General features: G+C 62.0%; 20 protein-coding genes and 2 tRNA genes. All 22 read right to left on the reverse strand.

Annotation, left to right across the window (positions count from 1 at the left end; genetic code table 11):
• Positions 1–5: 5 nt before the first annotated feature.
• Positions 6–731, reverse strand: coding sequence for a ribonuclease III (gene rnc, locus ACEG18_RS01955; protein ID WP_195535315.1), 726 nt, complete (start codon positions 729–731; stop codon positions 6–8).
• A 3-nt stretch (positions 732–734) separates the two neighbouring features.
• Positions 735–977 carry an acyl carrier protein gene (locus ACEG18_RS01960; protein ID WP_055309519.1) on the reverse strand — a complete coding sequence of 81 codons (243 nt, stop codon included), beginning with the start codon at positions 975–977 and terminating at the stop codon, positions 735–737.
• Positions 978–1101: 124 nt separating this feature from the next.
• Positions 1102–2121 (reverse strand): phosphate acyltransferase PlsX, encoded by a 1020-nt coding sequence (plsX, locus tag ACEG18_RS01965; protein ID WP_372541051.1) that lies wholly within the window; start codon positions 2119–2121, stop codon positions 1102–1104.
• Positions 2122–2208: 87 nt separating this feature from the next.
• Positions 2209–2388: a 50S ribosomal protein L32 gene (gene rpmF / locus ACEG18_RS01970; protein WP_022094017.1), complete on the reverse strand. Its 180-nt coding sequence runs from the start codon at positions 2386–2388 to the stop codon at positions 2209–2211.
• A 64-nt stretch (positions 2389–2452) separates the two neighbouring features.
• Complete coding sequence (locus ACEG18_RS01975) at positions 2453–3007, reverse strand: YceD family protein (protein WP_055309521.1); 555 nt, start codon at positions 3005–3007, stop codon at positions 2453–2455.
• Entirely contained in the window at positions 3007–3504 is a 498-nt protein-coding gene (locus ACEG18_RS01980; RefSeq protein ID WP_040358176.1) for an ATP synthase subunit B family protein, read from the reverse strand. The genes ACEG18_RS01975 and ACEG18_RS01980 overlap by 1 nt, the downstream gene beginning before the upstream one ends.
• A gap of 68 nt (positions 3505–3572) precedes the next feature.
• Positions 3573–4070 (reverse strand): pantetheine-phosphate adenylyltransferase, encoded by a 498-nt coding sequence (gene coaD, locus ACEG18_RS01985; protein WP_117847654.1) that lies wholly within the window; start codon positions 4068–4070, stop codon positions 3573–3575.
• Positions 4063–4719 (reverse strand): 16S rRNA (guanine(966)-N(2))-methyltransferase RsmD, encoded by a 657-nt coding sequence (gene rsmD, locus ACEG18_RS01990; protein WP_372541052.1) that lies wholly within the window; start codon positions 4717–4719, stop codon positions 4063–4065. The genes coaD and rsmD overlap by 8 nt, the downstream gene beginning before the upstream one ends.
• Positions 4716–6893: an ATP-dependent DNA helicase RecG gene (locus ACEG18_RS01995; RefSeq protein WP_372541053.1), complete on the reverse strand. Its 2178-nt coding sequence runs from the start codon at positions 6891–6893 to the stop codon at positions 4716–4718. Before ACEG18_RS01995 ends, rsmD begins: the two co-directional genes overlap by 4 nt.
• Positions 6894–6903: 10 nt before the next feature.
• The gene (fakA, locus tag ACEG18_RS02000; RefSeq protein ID WP_372541054.1) at positions 6904–8565 is read right to left on the reverse strand and encodes a DAK2 domain-containing protein; all 1662 of its coding nucleotides are present in this window, start codon (positions 8563–8565) and stop codon (positions 6904–6906) included.
• A 27-nt stretch (positions 8566–8592) separates the two neighbouring features.
• Positions 8593–8949 (reverse strand): Asp23/Gls24 family envelope stress response protein, encoded by a 357-nt coding sequence (locus ACEG18_RS02005; protein WP_022093773.1) that lies wholly within the window; start codon positions 8947–8949, stop codon positions 8593–8595.
• Positions 8950–9143: 194 nt separating this feature from the next.
• A tRNA-Asn gene (locus ACEG18_RS02010) sits at positions 9144–9218 on the reverse strand.
• A 34-nt stretch (positions 9219–9252) separates the two neighbouring features.
• Positions 9253–9327: transfer RNA gene (locus ACEG18_RS02015), tRNA-Asn, on the reverse strand.
• Positions 9328–9662: 335 nt separating this feature from the next.
• Complete coding sequence (rpoD, locus tag ACEG18_RS02020; RefSeq protein ID WP_055286388.1) at positions 9663–11012, reverse strand: RNA polymerase sigma factor RpoD; 1350 nt, start codon at positions 11010–11012, stop codon at positions 9663–9665.
• A 110-nt stretch (positions 11013–11122) separates the two neighbouring features.
• The gene (dnaG, locus tag ACEG18_RS02025) at positions 11123–13231 is read right to left on the reverse strand and encodes a DNA primase (protein ID WP_372541055.1); all 2109 of its coding nucleotides are present in this window, start codon (positions 13229–13231) and stop codon (positions 11123–11125) included.
• Complete coding sequence (gene ribF / locus ACEG18_RS02030) at positions 13224–14231, reverse strand: riboflavin biosynthesis protein RibF (protein WP_372541056.1); 1008 nt, start codon at positions 14229–14231, stop codon at positions 13224–13226. The genes dnaG and ribF overlap by 8 nt, the downstream gene beginning before the upstream one ends.
• A complete protein-coding gene (gene truB / locus ACEG18_RS02035) occupies positions 14228–15160 on the reverse strand; it encodes a tRNA pseudouridine(55) synthase TruB (protein WP_372541057.1) in 933 nt (310 codons plus the stop codon). Before truB ends, ribF begins: the two co-directional genes overlap by 4 nt.
• Before the next feature lie 15 nt (positions 15161–15175).
• The gene (locus ACEG18_RS02040; RefSeq protein ID WP_372541058.1) at positions 15176–16219 is read right to left on the reverse strand and encodes a DHH family phosphoesterase; all 1044 of its coding nucleotides are present in this window, start codon (positions 16217–16219) and stop codon (positions 15176–15178) included.
• Positions 16212–16622, reverse strand: coding sequence for a 30S ribosome-binding factor RbfA (gene rbfA / locus ACEG18_RS02045; RefSeq protein WP_117629486.1), 411 nt, complete (start codon positions 16620–16622; stop codon positions 16212–16214). The genes ACEG18_RS02040 and rbfA overlap by 8 nt, the downstream gene beginning before the upstream one ends.
• A gap of 11 nt (positions 16623–16633) precedes the next feature.
• Positions 16634–19348, reverse strand: coding sequence for a translation initiation factor IF-2 (gene infB, locus ACEG18_RS02050; protein WP_372541059.1), 2715 nt, complete (start codon positions 19346–19348; stop codon positions 16634–16636).
• Between the two features lie 91 nt (positions 19349–19439).
• Positions 19440–20687, reverse strand: a complete 1248-nt coding sequence (gene nusA / locus ACEG18_RS02055; RefSeq protein ID WP_372541060.1) for a transcription termination factor NusA — start codon at positions 20685–20687, stop codon at positions 19440–19442.
• 1 nt (position 20688) lies between these two features.
• Positions 20689–21183, reverse strand: coding sequence for a ribosome maturation factor RimP (gene rimP, locus ACEG18_RS02060; RefSeq protein ID WP_117629483.1), 495 nt, complete (start codon positions 21181–21183; stop codon positions 20689–20691).
• Between the last annotated feature and the right edge of the window lie 217 nt (positions 21184–21400).

Here is a 21400-nt window from a genome sequence, read left to right on the forward strand (position 1 = left end):
CTCGCTTAAACAGGCTTCTTGTTGAGAATCACGCCGTTGGTGGTGTAGCCCATGCGGTCGAGTGCCTCGAGCGCAGCGGCTCCCTCGGCCTCCTTCTTGGAGGAACCGGTGCCGCGGCCCTGGCGAATACCGTCGATGAGCACCACAGCGGTAAAGGTGGGCGCATGCGCGGGGCCCTCGGAGCCGACCAGCTTGTACGCGGGAGGCTCGTGGCCGTCTGCCTGCACGCACTCCTGCAAGAACGACTTGGGGTTCGCGGGGTGCTCGGCACGCTCGGAGGCCAGGTGCGGCTTGAGCGTACGATGGATAAAGTCCGCCGCAACATCCCAGCCGGCATCCAGGTACAGCGCGCCCACGAGCGACTCGTAGACGTTCTCGAGCGCCGAGTGCAGGCCGCGCGCACCGGTACCGGTCTCGGAGGCACCAAAGATAATGATGTCGTCGATGCCCAGCTCATGCGACACCTCGGACAGCGTAGCGCCCGAGACAAGCGACACCTTCAGGCGCGTGAGCTTGCCCTCGTCAAACTCGGGATAGGACTCAAAGAGCGAACGGGCGACGACGGCGCCCAAAATGGAATCACCCAAGAACTCAAGGCGCTCATAGCTGGCAGAAACCGGCTGGCCCTCGACTGCCGAGGGATGCGTAAGGGCCGCGCGCAGCAGCACCTTATTATTGAACTCGTGGCCCAGGATTTCCTGGGCGCGCGTAAGTCGTTCAGACAAAGCCAAGACCTAGGCCTCCCTGGCGTTTTCAATCGCGTCGACGGCGTCGGCGACAGAGTTGAGCGAGAGCAGAGTCTCGTCATCGATCTCGAGGTTGAACTCGTCCTCGATAGCCGTAACCAGCTGCAGGCGCTCGAGCGAGTTGGCATCGAGGTCGTCAAAGGTGGTCTCATCGCTAATTTCGGCAACATCGACGCCCAGAACGTCAGCAGCGACCTCGGCGATCTTGTCGAAGATTTCGGAGCGGTCCATAGCGCTTCCTCTCATAGTGCATGAATACCAAAAGAATGGTACCGCCCGGGCGGTACCAAGACACGGTTCTGATTCTACCCCACGAAGCAGGCCGCGAGGCACATAACAGCGCTCTAACTCGCTCTTACAAAACGATGCCGTCCATGGAGTTGGCGACGTTCTCGACCAGCCCCGCGCGCACGGCTTCGGCCGCCGCGAGCGTACCGTTTTTAACAGCCTCGACCGAGGTGGCGCCATGGCCGATCAGGACCACGCCGCGCAGGCCCAAAAGAATCGCGCCGCCCTTTGCATCGCCCGAAAGCTTGGCCTTTATCTCGCGCATCTGCTTTTTAATGAGCAGCGCGGCGACCTTGGTGCCAAGCGAGGCCATAAAGGCACCCTTGAGCTCTTGCAGCAAAAACTTGGCAGCGCCCTCGGTGGCCTTGAGCGCGATGTTGCCCGACATGCCATCGGCGACCACGACGTCAAAATTGCCCGAGGTGAGGTCGGTGCCTTCGCAGTTGCCCACAAAGCCGGGAACGGCGGCTTTCATGGCCGGGAAGCAGGCCTTGGTAAAGTTGGAACCCTTCTCGTCCTCGGTGCCATTGGCAAGCAGGCCCACGCGGGGATGCTCGATACCCAGGACGACGCGGGCATAGGCGCTACCCATCTGGGCAAAACGCACCATGTCATCGACCTCGACATCGGGGTTGGCGCCCATATCGCACAGCACCGTCAGACCGCCGGCGCGATTGGGCAGCGCATTGGTCAGACAGGGACGCACCGGCTGCTTCTTGCCTTCGACCATATATCTAAACGGCGTCACATAGGCGGTGGCGGCAGCGGTCATGGCACCGGTCGAGCCGGCGGAGAAGAACGCGTCCGCATTTCCCTTCTTGATGGCGCGGCACGACAGCACGATCGACGACTTGCGCTTGGTCATCACGGCGCGAATGGGATCGTCATCCATGGCGATAACGTCGGGTGCCTCAAGGGCCTCAACACGTGCATGGGAAGCAGCAAAGGGATTGACGATTTCGGCGGGGCCAGCTGCCAAGACCTCGATATCGGGATCGGCGGCAAGTGCAGCCTCGATACCATCGAGAACAACCTGAGGTTTCTCGTCTCCGCCCACAACGTCTACACAAACGCGAACGTTACTCATATACATGCTCCTTATACAAAAATGGCCGACTCATTGAGCCGGCCATTGTGGTTCCATTTGGAACGGCATCGCATCCAGAGTATACCGTTACTCGGTAACGATAACCTCGCGGTCCTTATAGAAACCGCAGCTGGGGCACACGTGGTGCGGAAGCTTGACAGCGCCGCAACGGGGGCACGTGGACTGAGCCGCAGCCGAGATCTTCATGTTGGCGGAACGACGGGTGTGAGTGCGGATACGACCCTGCTTTTGTTTAGGTACGGGCATAGTGACCTTCCTTATGAACTATCCAGTGTGGCGATTACGCGCAAGTAGCGATACTACCACAGTTTTACTCATCGAGCTTGAGATTCTTCAATGCTGCAAATGGATTTTCCGTGGCAGCGGCCCATTCTGCCTCTGCCTGGGCGGCGCAATCGCATTGCTCGACGTTGAGATTGCAACCGCAAGTGGGACACAGACCGCGGCAATCGGGCTTGCAGAGCACCACAAACGGCGTGTCCATAACGACCGCGTCGTTGATGGGCTCACCCAGATCCACGATGCGGTCCTCACCGAGGAGCTCATAGCCGTCCTCGTAGGCCTCGGGATCCTCGGGCTCCTCAAAGAGGTAGAACTCCTCGATCTCGCCGGCGATATCAAACGATGCAGGCTCCAGGCAACGGTCGCACTCGCCGGTGGCGTGCGCGCGGACCATGCCGGTAAGCAAAACACCGGTACCGGCATTGGTAAAGACAACGTCGTAGTCGATGCCGTCCTGCAGCTGGTACTCCTTCTCGCCCACCGTGTAGGTGGCGACATCGACCTTACCGGTCAGCGGATACGAATCTCCAGGAAACTCGAGCTGCTCGGAAAGATCGACGGTAACGCTCGGGAACTCAGCCATTACCACTGACCATTCTGCTGGGCGGCACCCTCGTTGAGCTGCTGACGGCAACGGGTAACGGTGCCGGTCAGGCTCTTAAGGTTCTCCTCCAGGTGCGTAAAGACCTGCTCTGCGTAGTCCTCGGCAGCATAACGCGTCTCGCGCTCGTACTGCTGGGCACGATCGCGGATGTCGTCGGCCTGCTGCTGTGCTAAGCGGACGATCTCCTGCTCACCGGCAATGGTGAGGGCCTGCTGCTGAGCATCGGCGATGATGGAATCGGCCTGAGCGGCGGCGGAAGCCATAAGCTCCTCGCGCTCCTTAAGGATACGGCGGGACTTCTGCCACTCCTCGGGATAGCTCATGCGGATCTCGTCGAGGATGTTGAAGAACACGTCGGCGTCAATGACCTTGAACTGAGCGTTCTTGCCGAAAGGCGGCTTGGCTTCCTCGATCAGCCCTTCGAGCTCATCGACCAAGCTGACGATCCTATCGCCAGGAAAATTCTCGCCCGGCATCCGGTCTCCTTTCATAGGTATCATATCATCGTGTTAGTTTACCACATGCCACCAGGCAATAAGAAACGTCACGAAAAGCGATGTCTGAGCGCTTCGACCACGTTGGGCGGGACAAACGTCGATACATCGCTGCCGAGCGAGGCGATCTGGCGAACGACCGAGCTCGAGATATAGCCGTACTGCGGCGCACTCATGACAAAGATGGACTCTAGCTCGCTATCCAAGCGATAGTTGAGGTCTGCCTGCTGCAGCTCGTACTCAAAGTCGGTCATGGCGCGCAGGCCCTTGACCACGGCCCCCGCCCCCTGCTCGCGAGCGAAGTCGACCAAGAGGCCGGTAAAGGGCAGGACCTCGACGCCGTCGATATCACCGAGCGCCTCGCGGGCCAGCGCCACGCGCTCATCGAGCATAAACGTAGTACCCACACCGTTTTTACCCTGCGACTCGGCAACAGCGACGATCACGCTGGGAAAGATGCGGCGGGCGCGACGGATGACGTCGATATGGCCAAACGTGATGGGATCGAAGGTGCCCGGGACGATCACGCGGTTGATGGTGTCATTCATGGGCGTCCTCCTGAAACGTCGTGGCATCGTTGTTGTCAGCATCGGTGCCGGCGCTATCGCCCTCGCCATCGTCATCGCCGACCCAACGAAGCAGGTCGACCGAGGTAATGCCGTAGCGCTTCTCGCGCACGATCTCAAAGTCTGCCGGATGCGCGCCCACATCGGCGGCGGCATGCTCAAACAGGGCATAAGCGCCAGGTGCAAGCAGACCCTGCTGAGCCAGGTTCCGCAGCAACACCTCGACCGGTTCGGCACCAAAAGCATAGGGCGGGTCGAGCAGGACCAAATCAAAGGGGCCGCCCGGCACACGACCGCGCGAGGCACTCACCAGCATGTCGCCCGTTATCACGCGCCAACGCGCACGGTCACGGCAGAGCGACTCGATATTCTTGGTAATGAGCCGCGCGGCATTCCGATCGATCTCGAACGTCGTGAGCGAGCGGGCACCACGTGAGAGCATCTCGATACCCAAAGCGCCGGAGCCGCCAAAGGCGTCCAGCACGCGGACCTCGTCCAGATCGAAGTCAAATGCCGACATGACCATAGATGCGCATGCCTCGCGCACACGATCGGTCGTGGGGCGGGTGACATCGCGACCACGGGGCTCCTCGATCTTACGACCGCGCCATTCGCCGCCGATGATTCTCATCCTCCGCTGACCTCCTTAAAAATGTGTCGATATCGCATGGCGACCGCATCGCGCAGGGGGCGCGTCGCCACGGAGTCAAGGTTGCAAGCATACCGCAAGAGCTCGACCGCGTCCAAATGGGCCCATTCGATCAATTCCTCGTCGGCGTCCAGGTCCACAAAGCGCAGGGTCACGCCGCCATGCTGACGGTAGCCAAGAATCTCACCCTCGTGGCGCAAACGCAGATCCATCTGGGCGAGCGTAAAGCCGTCTGAGGTTTTTTCGAGCGACTGGAGACGGTCTTGCGCCGCCGATGCGCCGCCATTGCCCTTGGAGTGCGTCATGACCAGGCACGTGCCCGACACGCTGCCGCGGCCCACGCGCCCGCGCAGCTGGTGCAAGGCCGCCAACCCAAAGCGCTCGCCATTCTCGATGACCATGACGGTGGCGTTGGGCACGTCGACGCCCACCTCGACCACCGTAGTCGAGACGAGAACGTCGATCTCGCCACGCTTGAAGGCATCGATAACCTGGTCCTTCTCCCCCGCTGGCATGCGTCCGTGAAGGCGCTCGATGACAAGACCCGGCAACGCCAGACGCAGGCGATCGAGCTCGGTCGCCGTATCGTGCAGCGGCACGGGGACCGTCACACGGCCCTCGTCGTCGCGGGCTATACCGGGCACGTCCTCCAGCTCATCTGCCGAGTCGCTCGGCTCCACGAGCGGGCAAATCACGTAGGCCTGCTGACCCTTTTCATGCGCCTCGCGGATGGCGCCATAGGCAAGGTCGCGGCTCGACTCGGTAAGCACGCGTGTCGTCACGCCAGCGCCAGGGACGGGCCGATGGCGGATGATGCTCGTGTCCAGATCGCCGTAGACCGAAAGCGCCAGCGTACGCGGGATGGGCGTTGCCGTCATAACGAGCAGATCGGCACCAGGGCCCTTCGCACGCAGGGCGTTGCGTTGGCCGACGCCAAACCGGTGCTGCTCATCGATGACCACGAGCGACAGATGCTTGAACGCAACGTTATCCGAAAGCACCGCGTGGGTGCCAAAGAGGACGTCGAGCTCGCCCGATTCCAACTGTACATGGATGCGCTCGCGCTCTGCGGCCGGCGTGGCGCCCGTCAGAAGCGCCCAGGACATGCCGGCCTGCGAGAGCAGAGGGCCAGTCTTATCGGCATATTGGCGCGCCAGAACGCCCGTGGGCGCCATAACGCAGGCCTGGGTGCCGCTATCGGCAGCCACTGCCAGCGCGCAAGCGGCAACGGCGGTCTTGCCGGTTCCGACATCGCCCAGCAGCAGGCGGTTCATCACGCGCCCGCCATCGCACATATCGCGCAGGATATCTTGGAACGCGGCCTCCTGCTCGTCGCTCAGCGAAAACGGCAGGGCTTGCTTGAGCGCGGCCAGGTGCTCGCCCGCGGCGTGGGCATAGGGCACCACATCGACCAGGCCGCCGTCGTTGCGCAGGCGCAGCGCCAGCTGCAGGTAGAGGCACTCCTCGTAGGCAAGCCGTGCGCGCGCGATATCGCGCTCAGCCATGCTCGAGGGAAAGTGGATCGATCGAAGCGCACGGGCATTGCTCATCAGGCGACGTTTAACGCGTAAGCGTGCCGGAATGGGATCAAAGGGATTGCCGACGACCTCGAGCGCGCCACTTACGATGCGGCGCATCCACGCCTGGCTCACGCCATCACTCACGTAATGGACCGGCAGGATAGTGCCCGCGGCGCGCCCTTCCTCAAGCTTTTCAAAGTGCGGCGAGGCCATCTGCTTAAAGCCGTAGGCAAACTCGACCTTACCCATCACGGCCAGGCGGTCGCCCTGCTTAAGCTGCTGGACAATCCAGGGCTGGCGGAAAAAGGCGACCTGCAGCACGCCCGTCTCGTCAACGAGTGAGACCTCGGTCACCTGCATGCGCGGACGCGGCTGCTTTTGGACGATACGGTCGACCGTGGCGATGATGGTGCACACGGTACCGATGGGCGCCATCTCGATGGACCAGGAGCGCGTAAAGTCCAGGTATCGATGAGGGATATGGAGAAGGAGGTCCCCCACCGTCCGAATTCCCAGACGGCGAAGGGCCTCCTCACGTTTACCCGAAACATATTTGAGTCGCGCGATATCCTCGTCGAGCGCATTGCTCTGGGCAAAGCGCTCCGAGACGCGCGGCACGGAGCACAGCTCGGACATGGGCAGATGCCTACTCGATCGAGAAGATCACGGGATAGAGCGGCTGCTCGCCACGATGAGCGTCAATCTCCAGATCGGGCTGAGCCTCCTCGATAGCGTCAACGATCTCCTGGAAGGCCTCGTCGGACAGCTCCTCGCCGGCCAGAATCGTCAGCGCGTCGCCCTCATCTTCCTCCTGCATACGGTTGATGCAATCGAGCGTGACCTGCTTCACGTCGGAGCCGACCACATCGATGGAGCCGGCAATGATACCCATGACGTCACCGGAGTGAATCGGCGAGCCGTCGGAGGCGCTGGAATCGCGCACGGCACGGGTGACCTCGCCATCGCGAACCTCACTGATGGCGTCGACCATAGCGGCGACGGCATCCTCAAGCTCGGAATCGGGCAGGACCGCGAACAGCGCGGAGAAGGCCTGAGGAACGGTCTTGGTGGGAACGACGGCGACCTTCTTGTCGGTGCAGGCTGAGGCAGCGGCCTCGGCGGCCATGCGGATGTTGCCGTTGTTGGGCAGAATGATGACCGAGGTCGCGTTGACCTGGTCCACCGCGCCCAGCAGGTCTGCAGTCGAGGGGTTCATGGTCTGGCCACCGGACACGATCACGTCAACGCCGAGGGACTTGAGAATGTCTGCCTCGCCGGAACCAGCGGCAACGGCGACAAAGCCCAGGGCCTTCGCGGGCTCGGCGGCCTTCTCCTGATCCTCGTGGATCTTGGCGGTACGGTCGTGGGCCTCCATCTCCATGTTATGGATAAAGACCTCATAGATCTGACCAAGCTGCAGCATGTGCTCGAGCACCAGGTTGGGGGTGTTGGAGTGCACGTGGATCTTGTAATCGGGGTAAGCACCCACGAGCAGCTCGCAGTCGCCCATGGAACCCAGGAACTTGAGGCACTCGTCCTCGTCAAAGGGAGCGTCAGCCTTAAACAGGAACTCGTTGCAGTAACGGAACTCCGAGCCCTCCCAGTCGTCGTTGGCCTCGATCTCAACGCGGCCAAGAGCGGCATCGCGGGCAGAACCGGCGGAATCAAACGTAGCGGAGAAATCCTCGACCACGGTGCTGCGGCCAAGCGCAGCGGCAACAAAGTTCTCCAGGAAGATGGCAAAGCCAAAGGCGCCGGAGTCGACCACTCCGTTCTCTTTGAGGACGGGCAGCAGGTCGGGCGTGCGGGCGACGGACTGGTAGGCCTCGACGACGATTGCGTCGAGCGCGTCCTCGGCCGAGAACTTCTTCTTCTCGCACTCGTCGGCCTTGGTCGAGACATCGCGCAGCACCGTGAGGATCGTGCCCTCGATGGGCTTGCGGACGGCCTGGAAGGCGACCTTGACGGCTCGGCGGAACGCATAGGCGATGTTGGCGGACGTAATGGGCTCGTCGGCAGAGACAAGACCCTCGGCCACACCGCGCAGGATCTGCGAGGTGATGACACCGGAGTTGCCACGGGCGCCCATCAGGGAACCGTGGGTGATGGCGCCGGCGATGGCCTCCATGTCGGCGTCGGCAGGAAGGGCGGAGAGCTCCTTGGTCACCGAGGCGAGCGTGAGCGACATGTTGGTGCCGGTGTCACCGTCGGGCACGGGGAAGACGTTGAGCTTGTTGATCTCCTCGGCCTTGTCGGAAACGGCAGCCGCAGCGATCGGAAAACAGGTGCGAATGGTCTTTGCAATCATGGGTATTTGAATCTCCGTTTTCGGATGCTAGTTCAGACGGCTCTTGAGCGCGTCGATATGGATGCCGATCTTAAGGCTGGCGGGATCGATCTGGGCGATCTCCTGCAGGGTGAAGGCAACGGAGCTCGAAAGATTGTGGCAGACGGACTTCATGTTGACGCCGTTCTCGAGCACGACGTGAAGATCGACCGTAAGGCCGTTCTCGTCGGCGGAGACAAGCACGCCCTTGCGGAGGCGCTGACCGGCAAGCAGGCGCACGCTCTCGGCGCCTTGGAGCTGCTCAGCCATACCGACGACGCCATAGCACGTCATCGCGGCATAACCGGCAATATCGGCAATAACGTCGTTCGAGACGCTCAGGCTGCCGTTAATGGTCTCAGACACAAGAATCTCCTTATCTGGTGCTCACGGCACCATGTCGTGGGAGCAATCATTGCAATATTCTACAACGACCGCGCCATGTTGAGGTGATGGGTCGCGGGATTACATCCTCGACACGAAATGTTGATATGGCAACGTTCGAGTCAAGTGGTCGCGGCATGAAAAAACCCGCCGCATAAGCGACGGGTTCTACAACCTGGCTCCCCGGGTAGGACTCGAACCTACAACAGCGCGGTTAACAGCCGCGTGCTCTACCATTGAGCTACCGAGGAATTTAAAAGCCCAGCGGAATGGGCTGAGAAATTCTGGCTCCCCGGGTAGGACTCGAACCTACAACAGCGCGGTTAACAGCCGCGTGCTCTACCATTGAGCTACCGAGGAATAGGTGCGTGCTCTCAAGCAACGAAGTTTATTATACGGACGAATCAGCTCAGGGCAAGAACTTTTTTGAGAATTTTTCTCCGCCTGCACCCAAATTAGCTGCCCGACAAGGAGTGTCCCAAAGTGCCGGCAGAAAAGGAACGTCCCTAAGTGCCGACCAAAGCAACGTCGCAGGTTAAGGACGGACAGCGAGCGCCGCCCAGAGCGAACAAGTTGGCATGAAAAAGGCAAGGCATAGACCTTCTGGTCATGCCTTGCCTTTTGAATGACAAATTGTCGCTCTGGGCGGCGCGCAGCGTCGATCCGTTACGCGGTTTGGTAAAACCGCGTAACTCCTAGCTTTCGATATAGTCTTTGAGCTTGCTCGAACGGCTCGGGTGGCGGAGCTTGGCCAGGGTCTTGGACTCGATCTGGCGGATACGCTCGCGCGTGACGCCAAACTCGCGGCCGACTTCCTCGAGCGTGCGGGGATGCCCGTCGACAAGGCCAAAGCGTAGCTCGATAACCTTGCGCTCGCGATCGGCAAGCGAGTCGAGCACCTGGGTGAGCTGCTCCTGAAGCATGGAGAAGCTGGCGGCATCGGGCGGAACGATGGCCTGGGAGTCCTCGATGAAGTCGCCCAGCTGGGAATCCTCTTCCTCGCCGATGGGGGTCTCGAGCGACACGGGCTCCTGCGAGATCTTCTGGATCTCGCGGACACGGTCGGCGCTCATGTCCATCTCGGCACCGATCTCCTCGGGGGTCGGGTCGCGGCCCAGGTCCTGAAGGAGCTGGCGCTGCACGCGGACAAGCTTGTTGATGGTCTCGACCATGTGCACGGGAATACGGATGGTACGGGCCTGGTCGGCGATAGCGCGCGTGATGGCCTGACGGATCCACCACGTGGCATACGTGGAGAACTTAAAACCCTTCTGGTAGTCGAACTTCTCGACGGCGCGGATCAGACCGAGGTTGCCCTCCTGGATCAGGTCCAGGAACAGCATACCGCGGCCGACGTAGCGCTTGGCGATGGAGACTACCAGACGCAGGTTGGCGCTGATGAGTGCCTGCTTGGCTTCGAGGCCCACGTTCTCAATGCGCGTGAGACGACGCATCTCGGCACGCGTGAGCTCGAGCTCACCGGCATCGGCAGCCTCGAGCTTCTCGGTGGCCTCGAGACCGGCCTCGATCTTCATGGCCAGATCGACCTCTTCGGAGGCGGTTAGCAGGTCGACCTTGCCGATCTCCTTGAGGTACATACGAACCGGATCGCCGGTCAGCATCACCGTGGAGGCATCGATGCCACGCACGCGCGAGCGTGAACGGGACGTGCGCACGGTGCGCTTCTTCTTGCTCTTGGAAGAACCCATCTCGGCGTCGGCCTGACGGGCCATCTTGAGCTCGTGATCGTCGAGCGAGCCGGAATCGTGCTCGTCGTCGTCATCGAAATCGTCGGTATCGGTATCGTTATCGTCATCGTCGACGTCCATGGGGGCGTCGTCGTTACCGCTCGCGGAGATAATCTGGATGCCGCTGTTGCGCAGCGCGGAATAAACCGCGGTGAGCTGCTCGTCAGAAACATCGATATCCTTCAGGGCGACCTGAATCTCGTCCTCGGTTACCGAAGTCCTGTTTGAGCCGTTGCCCATGAGCTTTGCAACGTAGGATTCCAGCCCAGTACCCGTGCTCTCAGTCTTTTTTGGCACAGATTCTCCCTTCATAGTCCACAGGACTCAATACTTTAGCACACACATTGACGTCTATACCCAAAAAGAGGACTGGATATAGGCGAGAATACGCTGGTTGACCACAACATCTAGGCTTGTTCGGTGCCCGCGGACTCCAGACCGATCAAACGGAACGGGTCCGCCACCCCGCCGATCGACTTTTGCAGTTCGCGTTGACGCTGCGAATCCTGCGCGGCCTGCACGGTCAGCGCGCGACGGGCCTCATCATCGAGCGAACGGTCCTGGCGCAGCTTGGCCTGTGCGGCACGCATGCGGCGCTTGATGGTGTAGAGCTCGAGCGTATCGAGCATAAACACGATGTTCGTCTCGGTGGGGTGCTTGCTCGTCGCCGAGATGCGCCCGGCACTCACTAGCGTTGCCGCCTCGGGACAGACCGAGCGCGCCGCATCCATGCAGGCTGCAGGATCGGTTCCCGGCGGCGTTGCCAGCACGGCCCATGCGATGGACTCGTGACGTGGATCAACCCACTCGATAGAGCAGATGCGGTCGGCATACGTTCGGAACAGGTCGGGGTAGCTCGTAAGCATCGTCAACAGCTCGCGCTCCCCTGCCAAGGACTTGCGCTCAAGATCAGTAAGAACCATCGGCGCCGCCGCAGCCGGAGTGCCCGAACCATCGGTCACAGGTACAGCACCCATACCATCAGGCACATCGATCGGCGGCAGGTCGTCGACGACCTCCACGGGCGCGGCACCGTAGGCATCGAGCGGGACGTAGTCGTACGGCTCTTCCTCGACCGGCGCCGCTACTGCCGGCGTGGCGCCCGATGCCCAAGCACCGCGACCGACATCGCGAGAACTCGACGCCCGACTGCCCGTCCCATCGGACCGCTCAGCCTGTGCCCGCTGGCGCTCATAGTTCTGCTCACGACGTCGTTCCGCATCCTCGCGTTTGGCGACATCGCGAAACACACGGCCCGAGCTCGCACGCACTGTCTCCAGATCCAAGCCAAGCAGGTCGGCAATCTGGATAAAGTACGTGTCGATCATGTAGCTATCGCGCAGCGGATAGATGAGCGTCAGCGCATCCTCCAGCGCCTTGGCACGACCGCCCGGCGTGGTGATGTCACTCGACTCCTGCAGCGAACGGTAGACAAAGTCCATAAGCGGCTCGGCAGCGTCGATGCGCGCCTGAAGCTCCTGTCCACCATGCGCTGTGATGAACTCCATGGGGTCGTTGCCGTCGGGCAGCACCACGCAGCGCAAATCCATCGAATCCTGCTCGATAAACTGAATCGCGCGACGGGCGGCCTTCTGGCCCGCGGCATCGCCGTCGAACATATACACGATGCGCTTGGCAAAGCGGGTGAGCGTCTTGACGTGATGCTCCGTGAGCGCGGTGCCCAGCGTGGCGACAACGTTTTTGATCCCCGCCTCCCAGCAGGCGATGCAATCGGTATAGCCCTCCACCACGATGGCCGTATCCTGCGCGACGATAAACTCCTTGGCCCAGTTAAAGCCATAGAGGTTTCGCTTTTTATGGAACACGCTCGTCTCGGCGGTGTTGAGGTACTTGGGTTGGCCGTCACCCATGATGCGCCCGCCAAAGGCAATGTTGTGACCCTGCTCGTCAAAGATGGGAAACATCACGCGGTCGTAGAAGCGGTCGGCAAGCTGCCCGCGCCCGCGGCTCACGGCAACATTGGCGTCGATCATCTCCTGCGGGGTAAAACCCGCCTGAGACAGGTGCGACACCAGCGCGTTGCGTCCCGGTGCAAAGCCCAGGCAGTAGCGACGGCAGACGTCGCCACCCATGCCGCGGCTGGCAAAGTACTCGCGTGGACGACCGTCCTTACCGCGCATAAGCATGGTGTGGTAGAACTGGGCGGTCTCGGCGCACAGATCATAGATTCGGGCACGCTTGGTACCGCGCTCGCGACGATCTCCGGTGTCATGCAGCTCAATACCCGCACGATCGGCCAAATAGCGGATTGACTCGGGAAAGCTCAGGTTCTCGCGCTTCATGATATAGGTGAAGACGTCGCCACCCTCGCCGCAGCCAAAGCAATGCCACACCTGCGTGGCGGGAATAATGTGGAAGGACGGAGTCTTTTCGCCATGAAACGGGCAGCAGCCCCAAAACTCATGGCCGCGGGGCTTGAGCTCAACCGTTTCCTGCACGATGGCAACCAGGTCGGACGCAGCGCGTACCTGATCTTTTTCCTCATCGCTAATCACGGATGCCCACCCCTTGCTCACCCAAGTTGTGACGAATGTCCTCGATATTCCCCTCGACGGTCGCAATCAACTCATCCAGCGATTCGAACACACGCGAGGGACGCAGCCAGCGCGTAAACGCCAGCGAAACGGAAGCGCCGTACAGGTCGCCCGTATAACCAATTAAATTAGCCTCGAGATGCGCCGAAGCGGCATCGTCGGCATACGTTGGCGGCAGGCCGACGTTCACGGCAGCGGGCCACACGGTGTCATCGACGAGCACCAGGCCCTCATACACGCCATCGGCAGGCACCTGAATGCCGTCGGGAACCTGCAGGTTTGCCGTGGGAAAGCCCATGCCAGAACCCTCATGACGGCCGCGAACAACACCGCCACGCAGTATATACGGGCGGCCGAGCAACTCAGCAGCAAGCTCCACATGGCCCTGTCCCAGCTCATGACGAATGCGGGTGGCGCAAATGGCCTCACAGCCCTCGCAAAGCAGGTCGTGAGCATACACGTCAACGCCGTGCTCGGAACCCCAGGCGCGCATCTCGGCAACACCAGAAGCACCGCCGCGACCCAGCCTAAAGTCGCTGCCAACGCGAATCGAACGAATGTCGACCACGCGTGACAGCAGTGCGAGAAAACCGACATGGTCGAGTGCCGCAACCTCAGGCGTAAAGGGAACGGCCACCACCGCATCGACCCCGGTCTGAGCCAAGGCATGTAGACGGTCGGTCGTCGTCATCAATTTTTGAGCGGGCGAAGGACTCACCACAACGTCCGGATCGGGATCGAAAGTGACCACGACCGCCTTACAGTCATGGGCGCGCGCGTCGCTAACAAGCGCTTCGATGAGTTCCTGGTGTCCACGGTGCACACCATCGAACACGCCGATGGCAATCGATGCGGCACCCAAGTGCTCGCACTCATCAAACGCATCGGCAGTAACGATGCGAGCCTCGTCCGACTCGCCCGCGAAAAAGATACGCGCGAGCTCGCGAGCGGACAACATCATCGAACACCGCCGATTGCCTGCGGAAACACGTGCTCCATGACAAAGCGGCCACTTTCGATGCGGGCGAGCGCCTTGAGTCCCCCATCGAGCACCAACGCAAAAGGCGCCTTCGAGGCATCAAAATCGGCAAACGCACGCTCAACGGGAATGCGTCGGCCGCAGAGCAGATCGTCGGCAAGATTGCCAGGCAAGTCAACACGCGTGGCGCCCAGGGCTGCAATGGGATCCAGGGCAAAGCCAGCCGCGGACTCGGGAGAAAGCTCCTCAACCGCATGACAAGCGCCAATGGAAACAACACCGGAGGCCGTGCGGCGCAGCGCAGAAATGTACGCGGCGCTCTCGCAGGCGCGGCCCAAGTCGCGAGCGAGCGCACGGATATAGGTGCCCTTGCTCACCGAGAACGCCACGGTCCACACACACGTATCACCTTCGCCGCCCACGGCGATCAGGTCGGCGGCATAGACCTCGACGGGACGCGGAGGTAGGTCCACCGCATTGCCCTCGCGAGCAGACTTGTAGGCGCGAACGCCATTGACCGAGATAGCCGAAAACGCCGGCGGCACCTGCATCTGCGGACCCAGCATAGCGGCCAAGCGCTCACGTGCATAGGAAGGATCGCGGAGCTCGTTGGCAACAGCCACCGTGCGGACCGCCTCGCCCTCCGCATCATCGGTATTTGTCTCGGCGCCAAACGAAATGTCGGCGACATAGCTTTTGGTATCGAGGGTTAGCATGCCCAGCAGACGGGTGGCCTGGCCCACACCCACCACCATGACACCCGATGCCATGGGGTCGAGCGTGCCGGCATGGCCGACGCGCCGCTCATGGAGGGCGCGCCGGCATTTCGAAACCACATCGTGGGACGTGCAGCCCACCGGCTTATCGACGGCGAGCAGCATATTCAGTTGAGAAGGTGTACGACGAGCCATGTACCATCCAAAAAGTTAAAGCTCGACGGTCACCGAAGCGGGATCCTCCCCCACCAGCTCGGCCAGCATGGGAAGTGCCACGGTAAGCGTCTCGAGAATCGTTCCGTTGTTGGAGAAACCGGCGGCAGCGGGATGTCCGCCTCCGCCAAATGCAGCAGCGATCTCGGACACGTTGAGGTCGCCCTTGGAGCGCAGGTTGCCGCGCACCTTGGTATCGCCCTCAATGCCCTTCAGGAACAGGCAGACCTCCACGCCCATCACCGAGCGCACCACGTCAACCAGGCCGTCGCACTCATCCGAGGTGACACCGCAAGCCTCAAGGTCACTCTGGTACGCGTAACTATACGCAACGCGCCCGTGGGCCACCGTCTTGATGCGGCCCATAACGATGGACTTGAGGTGTAAAAACTCAACGCGCATGCTCTGGTAGACCTCGAGTGCCACACGCGCCGGATCGGCACCGTGGGCAACCAGACGCGAGGCTGCATGGAACGCGGCGGCATCGGCGTTTTGGTACTGAAAACGGCCGGTATCGGTAACCAAGCCACACAGCAGGCAGGTCGCAACGCCATCACGTGCGACAATGCCGCAATTGTCCAAGAAGCGGTCGATGATCATGGCGCAGGCTGCAGCTTCGACGCGCCTCAGGCTGAGCTCGGCAAACTCCTCGCGCGCCGGATGGTGATCGAAGCACACCACATGCTTGGAGCGACGAAGCACCTCGGCGGAATTATTGAGACGCTCGACGACCGGTACGTCCACCGAGATGAACAGGTCCGGATTGCCGGTATACGCAGATGCCGGTACCAGGCGATCGGAGCCTTCCATAAAGCGGTAGATGCGCGGAACCGGGTCATCATCTGCCAGCAGCAGGGCAATGTCCTTGTTAGGGAAAAACTTCATAAGCGAGAGGCCCAAACCCAGCACGGAGCCCAGGGCGTCGCCATCGGGAGAAGTGTGTCCCGAAATCGCAATGGAGGACGCACTCTCGATAAGCTCGAGGATGCGTCGTTGAATATCTGCAGACTCGCACGAGGCGAGGTCGGCGGAATTAGTCATCTAAAGCTGCCTCCTGGGCGGCATCCGCTATCGGATAGCCGTCCTCGTCCTTTTCGATCGCAAGCGTGGCGGGAACGTTTTCCAGCGCACGCGTGATACGCTCGGCCTCATCGGTCGAACGATCGATGCGAAAATCGAGCTCGGGCGTGACACGCCAATCGAGCGAGCGAGCCAACAGGCTGCGAATACGGCCCTTGGCGCTTGCGAGCGCCTCCATGACCTCGTCGTAGCGGCTCGCATCGCACGACACGAACACACGCGCGAACGAACGGTCCACCGCGACCTCGACCGCGGTCAAAGTAACCAGGTCGAGACGCGGATCGGAAACCTCAAAGAGCAGGATATAACCAAGCTTCTCGCGAAGCTGCTCGCCCAGACGGCGGGTTGCCTGCGTTTGCTTCATAGCGCTACCCCCTACTCGGTACGGGCAACCTGGTCGATGCGGTAACCCTCGATCTGGTCGCCGGGCTTGATGTCCTGGAAGTTCTCCAGGCCAATGCCGCCCTCGGAACCGCTCTTGAGGCTCTTGGCCTCGTCCTTGTAGTGGCGCATCGAGGCGATCTTGCCGTTGAAGACCACGATGCCGTCGCGCACCAGACGCACGGAATCGGTCGCGGCGATCTCGCCCTCTTCGACGCGGACACCGGCGGCGATACCGACTTTGGGCACCTTGAAGGTGTCCAGGACAGTCGCGGTACCCGTGGAGACCTCGACCTCGGTGGGCTTGAGCATGCCGATACGGGCGGCGTCGAGCTCCTCGAGGCACTTGTAGATGACGTCGTAGCAACGGATCTCGACGCCCTCGCGCTCGGCGGCGGAGCGGGCCTTACCGTCGGGACGGACGCCAAAGCCGATGATGATGGCGTTGGAGGCGTCGGCCAGGACGACGTCGGTCTCGTTGATGGCACCAACGGCGGAGTGGATCGTGTTGATGCGGACCTCGGACTGATCCATCTTGTCGAGCGAATCCTGAAGGGCCTCGATGGAACCCTGGACGTCGGCCTTGATGATCAGGTTGAGCTCCTTGACCTCGGCGTCGGCAATGGTCTCGAAGAGGTTCTCGAGCGTGACGTGCTTGACGCGGCTCTGCTCCTCGATACGGGCCTTGAGCGAACGCTCGTCGGCCAGCGCACGTGCCTCGCGCTCGTCCTCGAAAACGCGGAACTCGTCACCGGCGTTGGGCACGGACTGCAGGCCCAGGATCTCGACGGCGTCGGAGGGACCGGCCTCGGTGACGGCGCGACCCTTGGGGTCAAGCATGGCGCGGACGCGGCCGTAGGTAAGGCCGGCGACCAGCGTATCGCCCACGTGCAGGGTACCGCGGGTCACGAGCACGGTAGCGACCGAGCCGCGGCCCTTGTCGAGCTTGGCCTCGAGGACGTTGCCGGAGGCAAAGGTGTCCGGGTTGGCCTTGAGCTCGAGCACATCTGCCTGGAGCAGCACGGTCTCCAGAAGGTCGTCGATACCGATCTTCTGCTTCGCCGAGATGTTGACGAACATGTTCTGTCCGCCCCACTCCTCGGGGATGACACCGTACTCGGTGAGCTCCTGGCGCACGCGGTCGGGGTTGGCACCCGGCTTATCGATCTTGTTGACGGCGACGACGATGGGTACGCCGGCGGCCTTGGCGTGGTTGATCGACTCGACGGTCTGGGGCATGACGCCGTCGTCGGCAGCCACGATTAGAATGACGATGTCGGTCACCTTGGCACCACGGGCACGCATGGCCGTAAAGGTGGCGTGACCCGGGGTATCGATGAAGGTGATCTTGCGGTCGTTGATCATGACCTGCGAAGCACCGATGGCCTGCGTGATGCCGCCCGCCTCGCCGGCAGCGACACCGGTGTGACGGATGGCGTCGAGGAGGCTCGTCTTGCCGTGGTCGACGTGGCCCATGACGGTGACGACCGGGGCGCGCGGCTTAAGGTCGGCGGGATCGTCGTAGAACGAGAAGGTGTTCTCCTCCTCGGGGGTGATGATCTTAATCTGACGGCCCAGGTCGTCGGCAACGAGCTCGACGAGGTCGTCGGACATGGACTGCGTCATGGTGAGCGGCGTGCCCAGCAGGAACAGGCGCTTGATGATGTCGTTGGCCGGAACGTCGAGCGCCTCGGCGAGCTCCTGGACGGTAACGCCCTGGGAGACCTTGATGGCGTCGAGCTCCTCGGGGTTCACGCCCTGGGCCAACGCCTCCTCTATCTTGCGCTCCTCCTGAGCCTTGGCAGCCTCGCGCTCACGCTTCTCCTTGCGCTTCTTGCGGCGACCGGTGGACTCGCGAGAGGCCTCCTCGACGGCGGCACGAGCCTCCTCGAGCACCTTCTCGCGGCTGTACTCCTCGGCCTCGCGAGCCATGCGGCTATAGTGGTCCTTTTCGTTGTTGTGATCGCCCTTGCGCTTCTTGCCCTTGCCCTGCTTATCGGGGTTGGGGAAGTCCATGCCGGCAGCGACGTTGTTGCTGGCGTTGGTGCGATGGCTGTGCGGACGGCTCTCGGAGGCGTTGCGCTCGGAGTTGTTGTCGGAGGCGTTACGATCGTTACGGCGGCCACCGCGGCGGTCGTTGTTGCCGCCACGACGGTTACCGCGCTCGGCGGCGCGCTCGGCCTTGGCCTTGTCCTCGGCGACCTTCTTCTCCTTGAGCACGGTCTCCTGTGCGGCGATCTGATCGAGCAGCGAACGGAAGCGCGAACCGGAGTCGGAAGCGGGAACGGCGCGGCGCTGGGCCTCGCGAGCAGCCTCCTCCTTCTCGCGAGCAAGGCGCTCCTGCTCGGCCTTCTTCTTGGCCTCTGCCTCGGCGCGGGCAGCCTCCTCGGCAGCCTGGGCTGCGGCAAACTGGCGGCGCTCCTCCTCGCGTGCCTTCTCGGCGGCGATGCGCTCGCGCTCGGCCTCGGCGGCGCGGGCGGCTTCCTCGGCGGCAGCTGCCTGCTCCTCGGCCTGCTTGGCGGCCTCGACTTCCTGAGCGCGGGCCTCGATCACCGAGGCGAGCTGCTTGCGGACCATGGCGACATAGGCGTCCTCCAAAGTGGAGGAAGCGGACTTAGCGGGAATCTTCATATCGGCGAGATGACCCATCAGTTCCTTGGAGGTCATGCCGAACTCTTTGGCCAGGGTGGACACACGGACTTTTGCCATATGACTTCACCTACCCTTTCTGGCACCTTGGGTGCCTAGAGACTGAACGAGCGTGGGAGACGCGCCGGGACCCGCCCGGCGCGACCGCGCGCTAGATCAGGTCCTCCGCATCATCGAAGGCGTCGATGTCATGGACACCGCAGAAACGGGAGCCGGGACGAGCCTGGTTGCGGCACTGGATGCCGTCCTCGGACACGTACTCGCAGCGGCGGACGTCCTCGTCCTCCTCGTCGCCGATCAGGTCGGTGGCGGGCTCCTCGTGAACGGGAACGTTCTTGAGGATGTCGGCGGCAAGCGTCTCGGACTTGATGTCGATGTGCCAGCCGGTCAGGCGCGCGGCGAGGCGGGCGTTCTGGCCCTCCTTGCCGATGGCGAGGGACAGCTGGTCGTCGGGGACGATGACGCCGGCGTAGGCCTTCTCCTCGTCGATGAGGACGCGGGTGACCTTAGCGGGCGAAAGGGCGTTGGCGACGTAGACGGCAGGATCGGCATCCCACAGGATGACGTCGACGCGCTCGCCACGGAGCTCGCCCACGACAGCGCGAACACGGCTTCCCTTGGGGCCGACGCAGGCGCCCACGGGATCCAGACGGTCGTCGAGCGAGTGGACGGCGACCTTGGAGCGCTGGCCGGGCTCGCGGGCGATCGACTTGATCTGAACGGTGCCCTCATAGATCTCGGGCACCTCCTGCTCAAACAGACGACGCATGAGCTCAGGGTGGGTACGGGAGATGACAATCGGCGGACGGCTGTGCTCGCCACGAACCGGCTGCAGGTTGGAGTTGGGGTCGCGAACGTCGATGATCACGGCCTTGATATGCTGGTTGTGCAGGTAGCGCTCGCCCATCGGACGCTCGTTGCGCTCGTTCTCGTAACGACGCTGATCGAAGTGCGGCAGCTCGGCCTCGACGCCCTCGCGGATCTTGACGATGGTGAAGTCGGGCGTGGACTGCAGCACGGTACCGCTGATGAGGTCACCGATGCGGCCGGAGAACTCCTCGTAGATCTGCTCGCGGGCGGAGTTACGCACGATGGCGTTGATCTCGGCCTTGGCGTGCTGGGCGGCGATGCGGCTCGTGTTCTTGGGGGTGACGTCGATCTCCTCGAACTCGGTGAAGTTGCCCTCCTCGTCCATGGAATCGTCGATCGGCTCAAGGCGGTAGACGTAGATCTTGCCGGTGGTGCGGTCGATGGTCACCTTGGCGCCCCACTCAAGATGCAGGATCTCGGCATAGCTCTTGGCGAGCGACTGCTCCAGGCGGTCGATCAGGTAGAGCTGGTCGATGTGCTTCTCCTGGCAAAGCTCCATCAGGGCGGACATCATGTCGGATGCTGCCATCTTACTTTCCTTCCTTCGCGGGCTTGAAGTCGTAGGTGGGCTTCAACTTGCACTTTTTAACATCAGAGAAATCGAGGGTAACGGACTCGCCGTCCTCGAGCTCGAGGGTCACGTCGGTCTCGGTCGCAGCGGCAATCTTGCCGGCGTACTTGCGACGGCCCTCGGTGGCGGTGGAGGTGAGCTCACAGTTCTCGCCCACAAAGCGGGCAAAGTCGCACGGGCGGCGCAGCGGGCGCGCCATGCCCGGGCTCGACACCTCGAGCGTATAGCTCGAAGAGATGGGGTCGAGCTCCTCAATCACATCGCCGACCCACTTGGTGTTGGCCGTGACGTCGTTGAGAGACAGGCTCTGACCCTCGGCACCCTCGATACGCACGCGCACGCAGGGGGCCTTGGTGGCACCCACGAGCTCGACGTCGACGATGTCGACATCGTGCTGGGGAGCGACGGCCTCGAGCGCGTCGATGATCGCCTGCTCGGTCTTGGTCTTGACCATTGCGGCACCTCCATCCATACAAAAAAGAAGCGGGGCCGAAACCCCACTTCTTTCAATTACAACTTCATTTGCAAGCAAACTATACCAATAGCTGCGGAAACGTGCAAGCACCGTACGAATCTGCAGGTCAGCGTGCGCACAGCTTCTCCACAAGAATAGGACAATTGACCGAGGAACCCCATGCGGCGCGCCCTCAACAGTCCCAAAACGGGCCATG

It is taken from the genome of Collinsella aerofaciens, from assembly GCF_041537385.1.
Taxonomy (GTDB): Bacteria; Actinomycetota; Coriobacteriia; order Coriobacteriales; family Coriobacteriaceae; genus Collinsella; species Collinsella aerofaciens_BV.